Genomic DNA, 16182 nt, shown 5'->3' on the forward strand with positions numbered 1-16182 from the left:
CGTGACCAACGAGATTGATCCAACGAGTTTGACGGACTGAGGCAGCGAATCATGGCATTCCTTGAGATCGAAAATCTGCATAAGTCCTTCGGGGCGAACATTGCGCTGCATCACTTCGACATGAAGATCGAGCGCGGCGAGTTCATTACTTTTCTCGGGCCGTCCGGTTGCGGCAAGACGACGGTGCTGCGCATGATCGCCGGCTTTGAAACGCCGACGCGCGGCATCATCCGGCTCGACAATAAGGACGTGACCCACCTTCGCACGCGGCAGCGCAAGGTCGGCATGGTGTTCCAGTCGTATGCGCTTTTTCCGAACATGACGGTGGCCGAGAACATCGGTTTCGGGCTGAAGATCACGCATCGGCCGCAGGCGGAGATCAACAGCCGCGTCGACGAGATGCTGCAACTGATCAAGCTGCCGCATCTGGGCGGGCGCTATCCGTGGCAATTGTCGGGCGGCCAGCAGCAGCGCGTGGCGCTCGCGCGCGCGCTCGCCGGCAAGCCGCAGGTGTTGCTGCTCGACGAACCGCTCTCCGCACTCGACGCCAAGATCCGTATCTCGTTGCGCCAGGACATTCGCGCATTGCAGCGCGAACTCGGCATCACGTCGATTTTCGTCACGCACGATCAGGAAGAGGCGCTGTCGATTTCCGACCGCATCGTCGTGATGAACGAGGGCCGCGTCGAACAGATCGGCTCGCCCTCGGAGATCTACAACTTTCCGCGCACACGCTTCGTCGCGTCGTTCGTCGGCACGCTGAATATTCTGGCCGGGCATGTGGTGGATCCGGCGACCGGCAGGATGGTGGTGGACGGCCAGGAACTGACCACGACACAAGAACTGCCGTCGGACGATGCGGGCAAGAAGCGCCTGCTCGCGCTGCGGCCCGAAGCGATCGTGCTGGAGCCGGCCGCGCCCGGCCGCAACACGCTGAACGCCACCGTCGAAGAAGTGAATTTCCTCGGCGCGGTGGTGCGCATCAGAACCCGCGTGAAAGACGCCGTGATTTCTCTCGACGTATTCAACGATCCGAATCGCGGTTTGCCCGAACGCGGGCAGCCGGTGTCGCTCGGTTTCTCGCACGAGAATCTGCTGGTGCTGGAAGAGGGCAGCGTTTAGAGACCAGCAAGCTGGAAGGCGCGCTTGCCGCCTGGCCAGGCACGCCGTAGAAAGCCCTACGGGTTATCCCGAGGCCGCCGTCCCAATGGATTCCGGATTCCCCGACAGGCTTTGTCCGGATTTCCAGAATCCCGGACGGCGTGTAGGCTGGATCGCCAGAAAACCTATAAGAATCAAGGCCTCAATCCAGACATCAAGCTGGCATCGACCTTGCAAAATAGAGTACGCGGCCGCAACGGTCCGACAACTACAGCAAGGAGACAACGATGTCCGATTTCCCTTCCCGGTATTTCTGAATTCGTCCCTTGTCGCGGCCTAATGCCGTGCACAGGCGTGACGACTATTCGTTCGCATGATGCGCAGCGTGGCAGGCCATTGAGCTCATCCACATCGCAGGAACCATCGTGAAGAAACCTATCCATAAAGTGCTGTACGTCCAGGTGATCGTGGCGATCATCATCGGCATCGCGCTCGGGCATTTCTACCCGAATCTCGCCGTCGACATGAAGCCGCTCGGCGACGGCTTCATCAAGCTGATCAAAATGGTGATCGGGCCGATCATCTTCTGCACGGTGGTGACGGGCATCGCCGGCATGGAGGACATGAAGAAGGTCGGGCGCGTAGGCGGCAAGGCGCTGCTGTACTTTGAAATCGTTTCGACCTTTGCGCTGGTGCTCGGTCTGATCGCCACGCACGTGCTGAAACCGGGTGTCGGCTTCAATATCGATCCGGCCACGCTCGACGGCAAGGCCGTCGCCTCGTACGCCGCGAAAGCGCACGGGCAGACCACGGTCGACTTCCTGATGCACCTGATCCCGGACACGCTCGTGTCGGCATTCGCGCAGGGTGAAATCCTGCAGATTCTGCTGATCGCGCTGCTGTTCGGCGCGGTGCTCGCCACGGCTGGTGAAAAAGGCAAGGTTGTGACGAGCTTTATCGACGGGCTCTCGCATGTCCTGTTCGGCATTGTGCGGATCATCACGAAGCTCGCGCCGATCGGCGCGTTCGGCGCGATGGCCTTCACGATCGGCAAGTACGGTATCGGCTCGCTGCTGCCGATGCTCAAACTGATCGGCACGTTCTATCTGACGTCGATCGTGTTCGTGGTGGTCGTGCTCGGCATCATCGCGCGCGCGGTGGGTTTCAACATCCTGCGCTTCGTGGCGTACATTAAGGAAGAGATGCTGATCGTGCTCGGCACGAGCTCGTCCGAAGCCGCGCTGCCACAACTCATGCTGAAGCTCGAAAAGCTCGGCTGCTCGCGTTCGGTAGTGGGCCTCGTGGTGCCGACCGGTTATTCGTTCAACCTCGACGGCACCAACATCTACATGACGATGGCCGTGCTGTTCATCGCGCAAGCCACCAACACGGACTTGACGTGGACGCAACAGCTCACGCTGCTGGCGGTGACGATGCTGACCTCGAAGGGTGCGAGCGGTGTGACCGGCGCGGGCTTCATCACGCTGGCCGCAACCCTGGCCGTGGTGCCGACCATTCCGCTGTCGGGCATGGTGCTGATTCTCGGTATCGACCGCTTCATGAGCGAATGCCGCGCGCTGACGAACATCGTCGGCAACGGCGTGGCGACGGTGGTGGTGTCGGCATGGGAAAAGGAACTGGACCGCAACAAGCTGAACGCGGCGTTGCGTGGCGATGTGCCGATCAAAGAGCCGGCCGGCGTTTGAGCCGCGCAATCGGCAACGCCTTCTAACGTAACGCTCGCGGCCGCGGACACCAGCCATGAAACCGGTGTCCGCGCGCCCAACCCTCACGTCGTCGGCCGACGAAGCTGACGCCGACGACGCATCGCCTTATGCCACAATAAACGATCCTCACCGATCGGATATTGCCAACGTGACGCGACGCCTGCTGATCCTCTTCGCGCTCGTCGCCGGGCTCGTGGTGGCGTGCGGGCTCACTTACAGCCTCGCGTGGCAAAGCGGCATCGACCATTTGCGGCGCAACGCCGCGGTGCGCGTCGATCGTACGACCAGCGCGCTGAAGAGCACGCTCGAACGCTACGAATCGCTGCCTTATCTGCTGGCGGAACATCCGATCGTGCAGGACGCGCTGGTCGATCCCACGCCGGCCAATGTCCAGCGCGCCAACCTGTATCTCGATGACCTGAACCGCCACGCGCGCGCCACGGTCACCTACATCATTCCGCTCGACGGCTTTTGCGTCGCCGCGAGCAATTGGCGCGGACCGGGCAGCTTCATCGGCGCGGGCTATCTGTTCCGGCCGTATTTCGTCGATGCGGTCAAAGGCGGCGTGGGCCGTTTCTTCGGTATCGGAACGATCTCGCAGGCGCCGGGCTACTACATCTCGCAGCCGGTGCGGCGCGAGGGCAAGATCGTCGGCGTGGCGGTGGTCAAGCTCGATCTCGAATGGTTCCAGGGCGTGGATGCGTCCGAGCCGCTCGTCGTCACCGACGACCACGGCGTGATCTTTCTGTCGTCGGTACCCGCCTGGAAGTACCACACGATCCGGCCGCTGTCGGGGCCGGTCGCCGATTCGATCTATCAGGCGCGCCAATACGCACAGCAGCCGATCGCGCCGCTGCCGGTGTCGATCGAACGCACGCTCGAAGGCAACGCGCAGATCGTGCGCATCGGCGGCGGCCGTTATGCGCCGCGTTATCTGGCGTCGCGGCGCGGCATGGGCGAGCCGGACTGGCATCTGATCACCATGTCGCCCGTCGATCCGGTCGACGCCGATGCGCGCAAGGCGACCATCGTCACCGCCTTCGGCTATGTGTCGCTCGTGTTGCTCGCGTTCTACTGGAGAATGCGCCGGGCTCGCGTGCGCGAAGTGATGCGCAGCCGCGCGCTGCTGCAAAAAGCCTACGCTGAACTGAACCGGCGGGTCGCCGAGCGCACCGCGGATCTCTCGCAGGCGAACGAACAGTTGCAGAAGGAAGTGGCCGAACGTACACGCGCCGAGCAGGAGTTGCGCGCCGCGCACGACGAACTGATCCAGGCGAGTAAGCTCGCAGCGCTCGGTCAGATGGCCGCCGGTATCACGCATGAATTGAATCAGCCGCTCGCCGCGTTGCGCGGTTTTTCGGACAACACGCGCGTGCTGCTCGAACGCGGCGATCAGGCGTCGGCGCGCGAGAATCTCGAAGCGATCGCCGCGCTCACCGAGCGCATGGGCAAGATCACCAATCAGTTGAAACTGTTCGTCGGACGCGCGCGGCCACGCAACGCGCGGGCGCCGATCGTGCGGGCGTTGCGCAACGTGGTCGCGCTATTGCAAAAGCGCTTGCAGGGCGTCGAGGTCGACATCACTTTGCTCGATGCGGACAGCGGCACGCGCACGCCGCTCAGTCTCGCCGACGACCATCCCGAACTTGTCGCGCACTGCGACGATCTGCGGCTCGAACAGGTGTTGATCAACCTGCTCGGCAACGCGCTCGATGCGACCGCCGACTTGCATCCGCCGCGCATTTCGATCGAGATCGAAGTCGCCGATGCGAACCTGTCGTTCGTCGTGAGCGACAACGGTCCCGGCATTGCCGACGACGTCCTGCCGCGTTTGTTCGAGCCGTTCTTTACCACCAAGGAAATGGGCCAGGGGTTGGGGCTGGGGCTCGCGATATCGTCGTCGATCGCGCGCGATTGCGGCGGCTCGCTGGTGGCGCGCAACGCGCCGGACGGCGGAGCATTATTCGTGTTGACGCTGCGCCGCGCGCGCGTGCAGACGAGCCACACAACGGACCCGCTGACCACGGGCTCCTGAATCATTCGGAAATCGCCATGCTGAACCACGGCCTGCAGGTGCTGTATATCGAAGACGACGAACTGGTGCGGCGCGCCAGCGTGCAGAGCCTGCAACTGGCGGGCTTCGACGTGATCGGCCATGCCTCGGTGGAATCCGCGGCAAAGACCATCAGCGCGGACTTCTCCGGCGTGATCGTCAGCGACATTCGCTTGCCGGGCGCGAGCGGCCTCGACCTGCTCGCTCAATGCCACGAGCGTGCGCCCGACGTGCCGGTGATTCTGGTCACGGGACACGGCGATATTTCAATGGCCGTCCAGGCGATGCGCGATGGCGCGTACGACTTCATCGAAAAGCCTTTCGCGTCCGAACGTTTGATCGAAACCGTGCGGCGCGCGTTGGAGCGCCGCAAGCTGGTGCTGGAGAACCTCGCGCTGCGCCGTGAGTTGGCGGAACAGAACTCGGTGGCGCCGCGGATCATCGGCAGGAGTCCGGCCATCGAACAGGTGCGTCGGCTGATCGCCAATGTCGCGCCCACCGACGCCTCCGTGCTGATCAACGGCGACACTGGCGCGGGCAAGGAGTTGATCGCGCGCAGTTTGCATGAGTTGTCGCCGCGGCGTGACAAGCCGTTTATCGCGGTGAACTGCGGCGCGCTGCCGGAGCCGATGTTCGAGTCGGAAATGTTCGGCTACGAGCCGGGTGCTTTTACGGGGGCCGCGAAACGCCGCGTCGGCAAGCTCGAACATGCGTCGGGCGGCACGCTGTTTCTGGATGAAATCGAGAGCATGCCGCTCGCCTTGCAGGTCAAGCTACTGCGTGTGCTGCAGGACGGCGTGCTGGAACGGCTCGGCTCGAATCAGCCGATTCGCGTGAATTGCCGCGTGGTCGCCGCTGCCAAGGGCGATATGGCCGAACACGTCGCGGACGGTTCGTTCCGGCGCGATCTGTTGTACCGGCTGAACGTGGTGACGATCGCACTGCCGCCGTTGGGTGAACGTCGCGAGGACATCGTGCCGCTCTTCGAACACTTCCTGCTGGACGCGGCGGTGCGCTATCAACGCCCCGCGCCGATCCTCACCGACCGTCAACGCGCCGGCCTGATGCAGCGCGACTGGCCGGGCAACGTGCGCGAGCTGCGCAACGCCGCCGACCGCTTCGTGCTCGGCATTGCGGACGATCCGGTGATGTCTTTCGGCGACGACGGCGCGGCCACGCAGCCGTTGAAGGAGCGAGTCGAACAATTCGAGCGGGCGGTGATCGCGGAAGCGTTGGAGCAGACCGGAGGCGTTGTGGCGGTCGCGGCGGACAAGCTGCAACTCGGTAAGGCGACGCTTTACGAGAAGATCAAGCGCTACGGGCTTGCCGCGAAGGGAGAAGGGGAGCGGTGAGGAAATGAAAACGCCGGCGTCGCGATGCGAGGCCGGCGTTTTTGATTCAGTTGAATCGGATCGGGCTGCGCTGCTCGCTCAGGCCGGTTTCAGCGCCTTTTCCAGCAACTGGTCGAGTTCCGCGAATTGCGGTTCGCCTACATAGCGCTTGAGAATCTTGCCGTCCTTGTCGACCAGGAACGTGGTCGGCGTGAGCTGGACGTTGCCGAACTGCTTGGCGGCCGAGCCGTCGTCCATTGCGACCTTGAACGGCAACTGGCGGGTTTGCGTGTAGTTGGCCACGTACATGGGCGCGTCGTAATTCATGGCCACGGCGACGAATTCGAGGCCTTGGCCTTTGAAGCGGTTATAGGTCTGGACCATCTGCGGCATTTCCTTCATGCAGGTGTCGCAGCTCGTCGCCCAGAAGTTGACCAGATAGACCTTGCCTTTCAGGTCGGCGGTCGAAACTTTCTGGCCGGACAGCAACGTGAAGGTCGCATCCGGCACGCGCTGCTGGCCGGCAAATGCGAAATATCCGGCGATGGCGATCGCGACGGCCACGGCGGCAATGATGATGTAGCGAAGCGGATTCGCGCGCCGGGTGGCGGTGGACGGCGTGGAGCTCATGAACGGAACCTCAGGAGTCGCGCGGAACGCGCGGGACAGTGCGTCGGTTTGGGTTTTCAGCCCGGTGCTGAACAGCCCCGCTATTGTAGCCCCATTCCGGCGGCGCGGCAGGACGCGGGCCGGCAGCGGATAATAGGGGGTCTACGTTCTCGTCAGTCTGGTCTTCTGCCCCCATGTCTCGAACTGTTTTCCGCGTTGGCCGCGTTAGCCGCGTTAGTCGCTTTCTCGTTCGAATTCCGTCCCGTCTTGCTTCTGCCAGCCGCTTCGCGGGCCATTTTTTTAACCACGGGCCGCGCCCGGTCGTGGCCGGCGACCGGTCAACCGGCGCCGCCCAGCCATTGTCGAGGGCGCGTGCAGCCTTGAGCGCGCTGGCTTGCGCGCTGACGCTAGGCGTCGCGCTGAGCGCCTGTTCGCCCACTTTCGACTGGCGGACCATCATGAACAACGACAACGGCTACACCGTCGACCTGCCGGCCAAGCCGGGCAACGATCAGCGAGCCGTGCAGATCAACGGCACGCCGATGCAGATGGCGATGCAGACGGCCGAAGCCGGCGACGCCGTCTTCGCGGTCGGCACGATCATGCTGCCCAACGACGACGAGGCCACGCAGCGCGCCGCGCTCGATTTCCTGCGCACCGGCCTCGCCCGTAACGTGGGCGCCGCGCCTAACGCGCGTGCCGTGCAGATCCCGCTCGCTGCTGGCGGCCAGGTGCTCGGCCTGGAAATGAAGCTGAGCGGCGAGGCCGGTTCGCAGCACGAGAGCCGGACTGTCTACGCCCGGCTCGTGGCGCGCGGCCGGCATGTCTATCAGGCGGCGATCATTGCATCGAAGCCGATGCAGCAGGAGCAGGTCGATCAATTTTTTTCGTCGTTCCAATTGTATTGAGAGCGGTATTTTTGGCCGATTTTGGGCGTGATAGGGCGCGACGGAGATAATGCGCACAGTGAAAGTTCCTTCGCAGCATCGCGCGCTAATTCCCGGTTTACGTTGAGGTTTTCCTGTTGTTCAACCTTCCTGTGGATAACTCTGTTGAGAACTCGCGCAAACTGGCTGGAGATGCCCATTCTATGGGCACTTTGTCAGATTTCACGCATTCGAGGCGGTTAAAAAAACTCAATCAAATCAATGCCTTTTGGATGCGGCTCACTGCGTACCTTTCAGATGTTTCAAAATCTGTCTGGAACGCGTGCGTGTGCATAAGTCAAGTCTTGACAGCATGTTTTTCGCCTCATAGGGAGCCAAAAGCCCGGCGATACTGGATCGCCTCGCCGATCTGCGCGGCGCTCGGCATGGGCGCGCCGGCGAGATCGGCGATGCTGCGTGCCACCTTCAAAACCCGGTAGTACGCGCGCGCCGACCAGCCGAACCGTTCCCCGGCTTCACGCAGCAAGGCTTCGCCCGCGGAGTCGGGGCGGCAGACCTCGTCCACTTCCCGTCCTCCCAGTTCACGATTGGTTTTGCCCTGACGGTTTAACTGCCGCTCGCGTGCGCGGCTGACGCGCGCCGCGATGGCGGCGCTTGTCTCGCCGGCCGCCATGGAGCGGGCGGACAGTTCCGCCGGCGTGAGCGCGGGTACCTCGAGTTGGATGTCGATCCGGTCGAGCAGTGGGCCGGAAAGCTTGCGCAAATAGCGCGCTGCGATTTCCGGCGTGCAACGGCAGCGGCCGTTGGGATCGCCGCGCCAGCCGCAGGGGCACGGATTCATGGCGGCGATCAATTGACACGCAGCCGGGAAATCCGCCTGCAAAGCGGCGCGTGAAATCGTGATGCGGCCGGCTTCCAGCGGTTCCCGCAGGGTTTCCAGGACATGGCGGTCGAACTCGGGAAGCTCGTCAAGAAAAAGCACACCCAGATGCGCCAGCGTAATTTCCCCGGGCTGCGGTGGATTGCGCCCGCCGACCAGCGCCGCGGCACTCGACGAATGATGCGGGGCGCGAAACGGCCGTCGGCGCCATTGCGAGGGCGTGAAGCCGGCCCGGCTGGCGGACAGCAAGGCGGCGGAGGCGAGCGCTTCGTCGTCGGTCATGGGCGGCAGCAGGCCCGGGAGGCGGGCGGCGAGCATCGATTTGCCCGCACCGGGCGGCCCCACCAGCAAGACGTGATGGCCGCCGGCCGCTGCAACTTCGAGTGCCCGGCGCGCACCGCGTTGACCGATGACGTCGCCCATATCTGGGACAATGGCCGCCGGGTTTTCCGCGAGGTCCGGCGCGGCGACTGGATAGAGTCGCCCGTCCGGCGCTTGCGCGAGGTGAGCGCATAACGAAGGCAGGTCTGCGGCGCCGTAGACGTCGACGCCGGGGACGAGCGCCGCTTCCGCGGCGCTCGCAGCGGGCAAGTAGAGCTGAGGCGTGGCGTGCGCGCGTGCGTCCCCTGCGACGAGCTCGCCTGCACTTGCGGCGGATTGCAGCGCGCCGCCGCCTTGAGCGACGGCACTGCGCGCCGTTCCGCACGCCATGGCGAAAGCGCCGCGCATCGGTCTGAGGGCACCGGTCAGCGACAGTTCGCCCGCGAATTCACGATGCAGTAACGACTCGGCGGGAATCTGGCCGCTCGCCGCGAGAATGCCTAAAGCGATGGGCAGATCGAAGCGGCCGGATTCCTTCGGCAGATCGGCCGGCGCGAGATTGACGGTGATGCGTCGGACCGGGAAGTCGAAATTGCAGTTCTGCAGCGCCGCGCGCACGCGCTCGCGGCTTTCGCGCACTTCCAGATCAGGCAGGCCGACGATCGAAAAAGAGGGTAATCCGTTCGCGAGGTGGACCTCGACGGTTACTTCGGGCGCGCGGCCAGAGGCCGGCGCGCGACTGCGCACCACGGCAAGCGACATGTTTTCTCCCGTCGGACGGCGCGCCGAGGGCGCGCACAAGTCCCCTAAAACGCTGATGACGTCACGGCTCGCTTGCCTGTGATGTGCAGCACTGCGCGGCGCTTACGCCGCGAGCAACGCGTTACGGCGTTTGCGTGACCGGCAGCTTCTGTTCGAGTTCGGCAACGCGGCGCTCCAGCTCTTCCAGGCGAGCGCGCGTACGGACCAGCACCTGGGTCTGCGTATCGAATTCCTCGCGCGTCACCAGGTCGAGCTTCGAGAAGCCCTGCGACAGCATGGCCTTGACGTTCCGTTCGACGTCCTTGGCCGGCGAATTCTTGAACAGCTCGCTCATGCGGGCCTGAAAGTCATTAAAAACATCGTTCGGTTGTTTCATGGTGTTCCCCTTGGTGCACAAAAAATGTGCATGTTTCGTTACGCCTGTGCCTGGTAACGGCAAATGGGCGGTGTTGGTGCATGCCCTACTGCGTGCCGTTGCCGCATGAGCCCCTTTGGTGCGCGCTCATGCGTTCCAGACCTGCGAACACTCTAGCAACGATCCATACGCCGCGCCAGCGTGCCCCCGCTAACGTTGGCCGTCCGGCCAAGGCGGCTTGCGCCCCTTTTTGCGACGCCCACGGGGCGGAGTCTGACACAACATGGCATGCGAGTTGCTGTTACTGCCCCGCGCGCACCGCCGGCGCCTTTTTTACCGGCAGCGGAACGAGACCATGCGAACGGTTCAGGGGATTCGCAACGAGAGTTAGCAAACGGGTTACGCAAACGGGTTACGCAACTAAGCGAGGGATGTCATGAAACTCATTACCGCAATCATCAAGCCGTTCAAGCTCGATGAGGCGCGCGAAGCCTTGTCGGCCATCGGCGTCTCGGGCATCACGGTGACGGAAGTCAAAGGTTTCGGTCGCCAGAAAGGCCATACGGAGCTGTATCGCGGCGCTGAATACGTCGTCGATTTTCTGCCGAAGGTGAAGATCGAGGCCGCGGTCTCGGACGACATCGTCGACCAGGCGATCGAGGCGCTCGAGCGCGCGGCTCGCACGGGCAAGATCGGCGACGGCAAGATTTTCGTCACGCCGATCGAACAGGTGATCCGGATCCGCACCGGGGAGACCGGCGCGGACGCTCTGTAATACCAAAAGATAGCGACACAGATAGCGACAAGAGGAAACGAAAGATGCGCAAATTAATGATGTCCTTGCTGATGGCCGGTTCGCTGCTCGCGGGCGGTATCGGCGCCGCCCTCGCGGACGACGCTTCCGCCCCCGCAGCCGCTTCGGCCGCTGCTCCCGATACGACGGCGAGCGCGCCGGCACCGGACGCTTCGGCCGCACCCGCTGCCGCCGCGGCTTCGGCACCGGCCGCTGACGCGTCCGCCGCACCGGCTGCCAGCGCGTCCGCCGCCGCACCCGCAGCATCGGACGCTGCGCCGGCTGCCCCGACCGCGCCGTTCTCGGTCGATTCGTCGAAGATCAATTCGGGCGACACCGCCTGGATGCTGACCTCCACCGCGCTCGTGCTGTTCATGACGATTCCGGGTCTGGCGCTGTTCTACGGCGGCATGGTCCGCAAGAAGAGCGTGCTCGCGATCCTGATGCAAAGCTTCGCGATCACCTGCCTCGTGTCGATCATCTGGGTCGTGGTGGGCTACACGCTCGCCTTCACGCCGGGCAATTCGTTCATCGGCGGTTTCTCGCGCTTCTTCATGGCGGGCATGAACTACATCAAGGGCGACAAGGCCACGACGCTGACCGTCAGCCACCTCGCCCCGACGATCCCGGAAACGGTTTACGTCGTTTATCAGATGACGTTCGCGATCATCACCCCGGCGCTCATCACGGGTGCGTTTGCAGACCGTATGAAGTTCTCGGCGATGCTGGTATTCATGACGCTGTGGTCGATCATCGTCTACTCGCCGATCGCGCACATGGTCTGGGAACCGACCGGCTGGCTGGCTAGCGCGGGCATCCTCGACTTCGCGGGCGGCACGGTGGTGCACATCAACGCCGGTATCGCAGCGCTGGTCTGCGCGCTGGTGCTCGGCAAGCGTGTCGGCTACGGCAAGGAAGCGATGGCGCCGCATAACCTGACGCTTACGCTGATCGGTGGCGCCATGCTGTGGGTGGGCTGGTTCGGCTTCAACGCGGGTTCGGCGGTGGCGGCAGACGGCCGTGCCGGTTTCGCGATGTTCGCAACGCAAGTGGCAACCGCAGCAGCAGCACTCGCATGGATGTTCGCCGAATGGGCAACCAAGGGTAAGCCGTCGGTGCTCGGTATCGTGTCGGGCGCCGTGGCGGGTCTGGTGGCGATTACGCCGGCTTCGGGCTTCGTCGGCATGGCGGGTTCGCTGGTGATCGGCATTGCGGCAGGCGTGATCTGCTTCTGGTCGGCAACGTGGCTCAAGCACAAGCTCGGTTACGACGACTCGCTCGACGCGTTCGGCGTGCACTGCGTGGGCGGTATCGTGGGTGCGCTGCTGACCGGCGTGTTCGCGGTGAAGGACATCGGCGGCGCGGATGGCAGCGTGATCCTGCAAGCCAAGGGCGTGCTGACGACGCTGATCTACAGCGGTGTGGTGAGCTACATCCTGCTGAAGATCATCGACATGGTGATGGGCCTGCGCGTGACCGAAGAACAGGAACGCGAAGGTCTGGACGTGACGCTGCACGGCGAGCACGTCGAATAAGCAACTCACCGCGAGCCCGCGCTCCCGGGCTCGTGGGACTACGAATAAGCGCAGCGATTTTGGCCCGCCTTCATGGCGGGCTTTTTTCTTGCGGGCTATCTTGTAAACGGTAGTTTTCCCCGCCTATCATGGCAATAGCGAGAATGCATTCGCGTCCGCTTGCGAATGGAGAAACCGTCCCCAAATGGACAAAGCATTTGCTCTACAATCTTTTTTCTCCAGTCTGCGAGTGATCAATGGTTCCGCACCTAGTTACGGCGTTAAACGGCCCGCTGCTCGATCTTGAGCGGAAGATCCTCGACGCCACGCCCGCCATCGAACGCTGGTTCCGGCTCGAATGGCAGGAGCACACGCCGCCGTTCTACTGTTCCGTCGACCTGCGCAACGCGGGCTTCAAGCTCGCGCCGGTCGACACCAATCTGTTTCCCGGCGCATTCAACAATCTGCCGCAGGAAGTGTTGCCGCTGGCCGTGCAGGCCGCGATGGCATCGATCGAGAAAATCTGCCCGGACGCAAAGAATCTGCTGGTGATTCCCGAGCGCCACACGCGCAACGCGTTTTACCTCGAGAATGTTGCCCGTCTGGCCGCGATCATGCGCCAGGCAGGCTTGAACGTGCGTTTCGGCACGCTCGACGAAACCATCAACGGGCCGGTCACGATCGCGCTCTCCGACGGCCAGAAACTCGTGCTCGAACCGCTCGAGCGTTCGCAGCGGCGCCTCGGCCTGAAGAATTTCGACCCGTGCTCGATTCTGCTGAATAACGATCTGTCGGGCGGCATTCCGCCCGTGCTCGAAAATCTGCACGAGCAGTATTTGCTGCCGCCGCTGCATGCCGGCTGGGCCGTACGCCGCAAATCCACGCACTTTTCCTGCTACGACGACGTCGCGAAGAAGTTCGCGAAGATGGTCGAGATCGATCCGTGGATGATCAACCCGTACTTCGCGCATGTGGAAGGCGTCGACTTCCAGGAGCGCACCGGCGAGGAAGCGCTGACGGACGCGATCGACGGCGTGCTGAAGAAGATCGCCAAGAAGTATCGCGAGTACGGTATCTCCGAGAAACCGTATGTCGTGATCAAGTCGGACGCGGGTACGTATGGCATGGGTGTGATGACCGTGCACGACGCGTCGGAAGTCGCCGCGCTCACCAAGCGCGAACGCGCCAAGATGGCCGCGACCAAAGACGGCCTGGAAGTGCATGACGTGATCGTGCAGGAAGGCGTGTACACCTTCGAGCGCATCGGCGAGGAAGTGGCCGAGCCGGTCGTGTACATGATCGACCGCTACGTGGTGGGCGGCTTCTACCGCGTGCACGGCAGCCGCGAGCGCGATCAGAATCTGAACGCGCCGGGCATGCACTTCGTGCCGCTCGGCTTCGAGCACACGGCGCTGCCCGACGCGCACGCCAAGCCGGGCGCGGCGCCGCCGAACCGCTTCTATATGTACGGCGTGGTGGCGCGGCTCGGGCTGCTGGCCGCATCGGTGGAACTGGAAAAGACCGATCCGGAAGCGATTCAGGTCTAAACCACCTTGGTGGTCGATGGCGGCATGCGTGCCGCCATCGCCATTTTCAACGACTATATTTACGATCAATGCCAAGCCCGTCAGGGCGCATCAGGACCTTCATGGACATTCTTTTCATCGCCGATCCGCTCACGCAATTCAAGATCTACAAAGACTCGACCTACGCGATGATGGCCGAAGCGGCGCGCCGCGGTCACGTGGTGTACACGTGCGAGCCGAAGCATCTGGCGTGGACTGGCGGCGACGTCGAGGCGAACGTGCAGCGCTTTACGATTGTCGGCGACGTCACGGATCTGCATCGCGAAGTCTGGTACGACGCCGAAGCGGCCGCGCCGCGCTCGCTCAAGAGCTTCAGCGCCGTGGTGATGCGCAAAGACCCGCCGTTCGACATGGAATACGTCACGTCGACGTGGCTGCTCGAAATGGCCGAACGCGGCGGCGCACGCATCTTCAACAAACCGCAGGCGATTCGCGACCACTCGGAAAAGCTCGCGATCGGCGAGTTCGCGCAGTTCGTGACGCCCACGCTGGTCACGCGCGACGCGAGCCGTTTGCGCGCGTTCCATGAAGAGCACGGCGACGTGATCCTGAAGCCGCTCGACGGCATGGGCGGCATGGGCGTGTTCCGCGTGAAGGCCGACGGCATGAACCTCGGTTCGATCATCGAAATGCTCAGCCACGACGGCGCGCGCTCGGTGATGGCGCAAAAATTCATCCCCGAGATCAAAGAGGGCGACAAGCGAATCTTGCTGATCGGCGGCGAAGCCGTTCCGTATTCGCTCGCACGTATTCCTCAGGGTAATGAAGTGCGCGGCAATCTCGCGGCCGGCGGCCTCGGCGTGGCGCGTCCGCTCACCGAGCACGACCGCAAGATCGCCGATACGCTGGCGCCGGTGCTTGCAGCGCGCGGTTTGCTGCTGGTCGGGCTGGATGCGATCGGCGACTGGCTGACCGAAGTGAACGTGACGAGCCCGACGTGCTTCCGCGAGATCATGGATCAAACCGGCTTCGACGTCGCCGCCATGTTCATCGACGCATTGGAGCGCGCGGCGGGGTGACGGCGCGGCCTGCTGCCGGCACTTGAATGCCCGCCATGCCCCCCAAACTGTGTAGTAAATCCGCATCACGCGGCACGCCGGAATTGGCGCGAAAATGAGCCTGATACAATGCCCGCTCTTCCGCGCCAAGGTGAATCGACGGCACCCGACGGGTGTCGTGGGCAGCGGACTGTAAGCGAGCAGTGTTTGCCCGGCGCAGGCACGACGCCATGCGCGGCAAGCCGCTCGTCAATCGATGCGTTCCGGCCCTCATGGCCCACGGCCGGCAGAGGGCGCTGACGAACCTGGCTTTGTCCTGGTTCACGGTTCGGGGCCGTTCTTTTGCAGTAAGGCTGACATGGCAGGCATTCTGATCATTGCGCACGCTCCGTTCGCCACCGCGTTGCGCGATTGTATTTCGCACATCTATGGTGGCTTGCCGGCTCGCATCGGCGTGATCGACGTATCGCCGGATTGCGATCCCGCACAGCAGGTTGCGTTTGCGCACTCGGAAATCGAGCGTCTGAAGGAAGAAAACGGCGCGCTCGTCCTCACGGATATGTTCGGCGCCACGCCGGCGAATATCGCCGGACGGCTCGCTTCGTTGCCGGACGTGCGCGTGCTGTGCGGCGTCAACTTGCCGATGCTGGTGCGTGCGGTCTGCTATCACGCCACGCCGCTCGACACGCTGGTCGACAAGGCACTCGCTGGCGCCACCAAAGGCGTGCATGCAATCGGACCGGCGACGCCGGCGCCCATCGCGCCCACGGCGGAATCCGGCGACTGTTTGCCGGCTTTGCCGCCGGAGGCAGCATCGGCTGACTGTATTCCGGCGTTACCGCCCGAGGCCGACCTGACGCAAAAAGCTGACTCGGCCGGCTTATAAGTCGCCCGGGCGGCTCGCCCCGGGTGTCAAACGGATTGCAACCGCTTCGCAGTTTTACCTTTCACAACAACACTTACCCGCGCTTCGGACCATCACATGCTGCAACAGGAAACGACTATTGTGAACAAGCTGGGGCTGCACGCGCGCGCGTCGGCCAAGTTGACCCAACTCGCGGGCAACTATCAGGCGGAAATCTGGATGAGCCGCAATGGCCGCCGAATCAATGCCAAGAGCATCATGGGCGTGATGATGCTGGCCGCAGGCATTGGCAGCACGGTGCTGATCGAAACGGAAGGCTCCGACGAAAAAGAAGCGATGGACGCATTGTTGAAACTCATTGCCGATAAATTTGGCGAAGGGCAGTGAGTTGGCGCGTCCA

The 16182-nt window shown here is 63.3% G+C and carries 14 protein-coding genes; 11 read left to right on the top strand and 3 right to left on the bottom strand.

Going from position 1 to position 16182, the window contains the following annotated elements; translation table 11 throughout:
- Positions 1-51: 51 nt before the first annotated feature.
- From BPHYT_RS02505 to BPHYT_RS02520, 4 genes are all read left to right on the top strand, one after another.
- Positions 52-1122 carry an ABC transporter ATP-binding protein gene (locus BPHYT_RS02505; protein ID WP_012431584.1) on the top strand — a complete coding sequence of 357 codons (1071 nt, stop codon included), beginning with the start codon at positions 52-54 and terminating at the stop codon, positions 1120-1122.
- Between the two features lie 404 nt (positions 1123-1526).
- Complete coding sequence (locus tag BPHYT_RS02510; RefSeq protein ID WP_012431585.1) at positions 1527-2807, top strand: dicarboxylate/amino acid:cation symporter; 1281 nt, start codon at positions 1527-1529, stop codon at positions 2805-2807.
- 55 nt (positions 2808-2862) lie between these two features.
- The gene (locus BPHYT_RS02515; RefSeq protein ID WP_012431586.1) at positions 2863-4863 is read left to right on the top strand and encodes a sensor histidine kinase; all 2001 of its coding nucleotides are present in this window, start codon (positions 2863-2865) and stop codon (positions 4861-4863) included.
- A 17-nt stretch (positions 4864-4880) separates the two neighbouring features.
- A complete protein-coding gene (locus tag BPHYT_RS02520; protein WP_012431587.1) occupies positions 4881-6233 on the top strand; it encodes a sigma-54-dependent transcriptional regulator in 1353 nt (450 codons plus the stop codon).
- A gap of 78 nt (positions 6234-6311) precedes the next feature.
- Here BPHYT_RS02520 and BPHYT_RS02525 read toward each other — a convergent pair whose 3' ends face one another.
- Positions 6312-6842, bottom strand: a complete 531-nt coding sequence (locus BPHYT_RS02525; protein WP_012431588.1) for a TlpA disulfide reductase family protein — start codon at positions 6840-6842, stop codon at positions 6312-6314.
- 338 nt (positions 6843-7180) lie between these two features.
- On the opposite strand from BPHYT_RS02525, the gene BPHYT_RS02530 reads away from it, so the two are divergent.
- A complete protein-coding gene (locus tag BPHYT_RS02530) occupies positions 7181-7729 on the top strand; it encodes a hypothetical protein (RefSeq protein ID WP_085966715.1) in 549 nt (182 codons plus the stop codon).
- Positions 7730-8072: 343 nt separating this feature from the next.
- On the opposite strand, the gene BPHYT_RS02535 is transcribed toward BPHYT_RS02530, so the two are convergent.
- Entirely contained in the window at positions 8073-9671 is a 1599-nt protein-coding gene (locus tag BPHYT_RS02535) for a YifB family Mg chelatase-like AAA ATPase (RefSeq protein ID WP_012431590.1), read from the bottom strand.
- Positions 9672-9792: 121 nt separating this feature from the next.
- On the bottom strand, positions 9793-10047 hold the full coding sequence (locus tag BPHYT_RS02540; RefSeq protein ID WP_012431591.1) for an accessory factor UbiK family protein: 255 nt from the start codon (positions 10045-10047) through the stop codon (positions 9793-9795).
- Positions 10048-10462: 415 nt separating this feature from the next.
- Here BPHYT_RS02540 and BPHYT_RS02545 point away from each other — a divergent pair, with 415 nt between their 5' ends.
- From BPHYT_RS02545 to BPHYT_RS02570, 6 genes are all read left to right on the top strand, one after another.
- Entirely contained in the window at positions 10463-10801 is a 339-nt protein-coding gene (locus BPHYT_RS02545) for a P-II family nitrogen regulator (protein ID WP_006048089.1), read from the top strand.
- Positions 10802-10845: 44 nt separating this feature from the next.
- The gene (locus BPHYT_RS02550; protein ID WP_012431592.1) at positions 10846-12354 is read left to right on the top strand and encodes an ammonium transporter; all 1509 of its coding nucleotides are present in this window, start codon (positions 10846-10848) and stop codon (positions 12352-12354) included.
- A 236-nt stretch (positions 12355-12590) separates the two neighbouring features.
- Complete coding sequence (gene gshA / locus BPHYT_RS02555; protein ID WP_012431593.1) at positions 12591-13880, top strand: glutamate--cysteine ligase; 1290 nt, start codon at positions 12591-12593, stop codon at positions 13878-13880.
- Between the two features lie 101 nt (positions 13881-13981).
- Entirely contained in the window at positions 13982-14938 is a 957-nt protein-coding gene (gene gshB / locus BPHYT_RS02560; RefSeq protein WP_012431594.1) for a glutathione synthase, read from the top strand.
- Between the two features lie 337 nt (positions 14939-15275).
- Positions 15276-15803 (top strand): PTS sugar transporter subunit IIA, encoded by a 528-nt coding sequence (locus tag BPHYT_RS02565; protein WP_012431595.1) that lies wholly within the window; start codon positions 15276-15278, stop codon positions 15801-15803.
- A gap of 96 nt (positions 15804-15899) precedes the next feature.
- Positions 15900-16169, top strand: coding sequence for an HPr family phosphocarrier protein (locus BPHYT_RS02570; RefSeq protein WP_012431596.1), 270 nt, complete (start codon positions 15900-15902; stop codon positions 16167-16169).
- Positions 16170-16182 lie beyond the last annotated feature (13 nt).

The organism is Paraburkholderia phytofirmans PsJN (genome assembly GCF_000020125.1).
GTDB classification, from domain to species: domain Bacteria; phylum Pseudomonadota; class Gammaproteobacteria; order Burkholderiales; family Burkholderiaceae; genus Paraburkholderia; species Paraburkholderia phytofirmans.

Coding starts and splice junctions, on each gene's coding strand:
- BPHYT_RS02505 (WP_012431584.1), top strand. CDS start 52: ATGGCATTCCTTGAGATCGAAAATCTGCATAAGTCCTTCGGGGCGAAC.
- BPHYT_RS02515 (WP_012431586.1), top strand. CDS start 2,863: ATGAAACCGGTGTCCGCGCGCCCAACCCTCACGTCGTCGGCCGACGAA.
- BPHYT_RS02520 (WP_012431587.1), top strand. CDS start 4,881: ATGCTGAACCACGGCCTGCAGGTGCTGTATATCGAAGACGACGAACTG.
- BPHYT_RS02525 (WP_012431588.1), bottom strand. CDS start 6,842: ATGAGCTCCACGCCGTCCACCGCCACCCGGCGCGCGAATCCGCTTCGC.
- BPHYT_RS02535 (WP_012431590.1), bottom strand. CDS start 9,671: ATGTCGCTTGCCGTGGTGCGCAGTCGCGCGCCGGCCTCTGGCCGCGCG.
- BPHYT_RS02540 (WP_012431591.1), bottom strand. CDS start 10,047: ATGAAACAACCGAACGATGTTTTTAATGACTTTCAGGCCCGCATGAGC.
- BPHYT_RS02545 (WP_006048089.1), top strand. CDS start 10,463: ATGAAACTCATTACCGCAATCATCAAGCCGTTCAAGCTCGATGAGGCG.
- BPHYT_RS02550 (WP_012431592.1), top strand. CDS start 10,846: ATGCGCAAATTAATGATGTCCTTGCTGATGGCCGGTTCGCTGCTCGCG.
- gshA (WP_012431593.1), top strand. CDS start 12,591: ATGGTTCCGCACCTAGTTACGGCGTTAAACGGCCCGCTGCTCGATCTT.
- gshB (WP_012431594.1), top strand. CDS start 13,982: ATGGACATTCTTTTCATCGCCGATCCGCTCACGCAATTCAAGATCTAC.
- BPHYT_RS02565 (WP_012431595.1), top strand. CDS start 15,276: ATGGCAGGCATTCTGATCATTGCGCACGCTCCGTTCGCCACCGCGTTG.
- BPHYT_RS02570 (WP_012431596.1), top strand. CDS start 15,900: ATGCTGCAACAGGAAACGACTATTGTGAACAAGCTGGGGCTGCACGCG.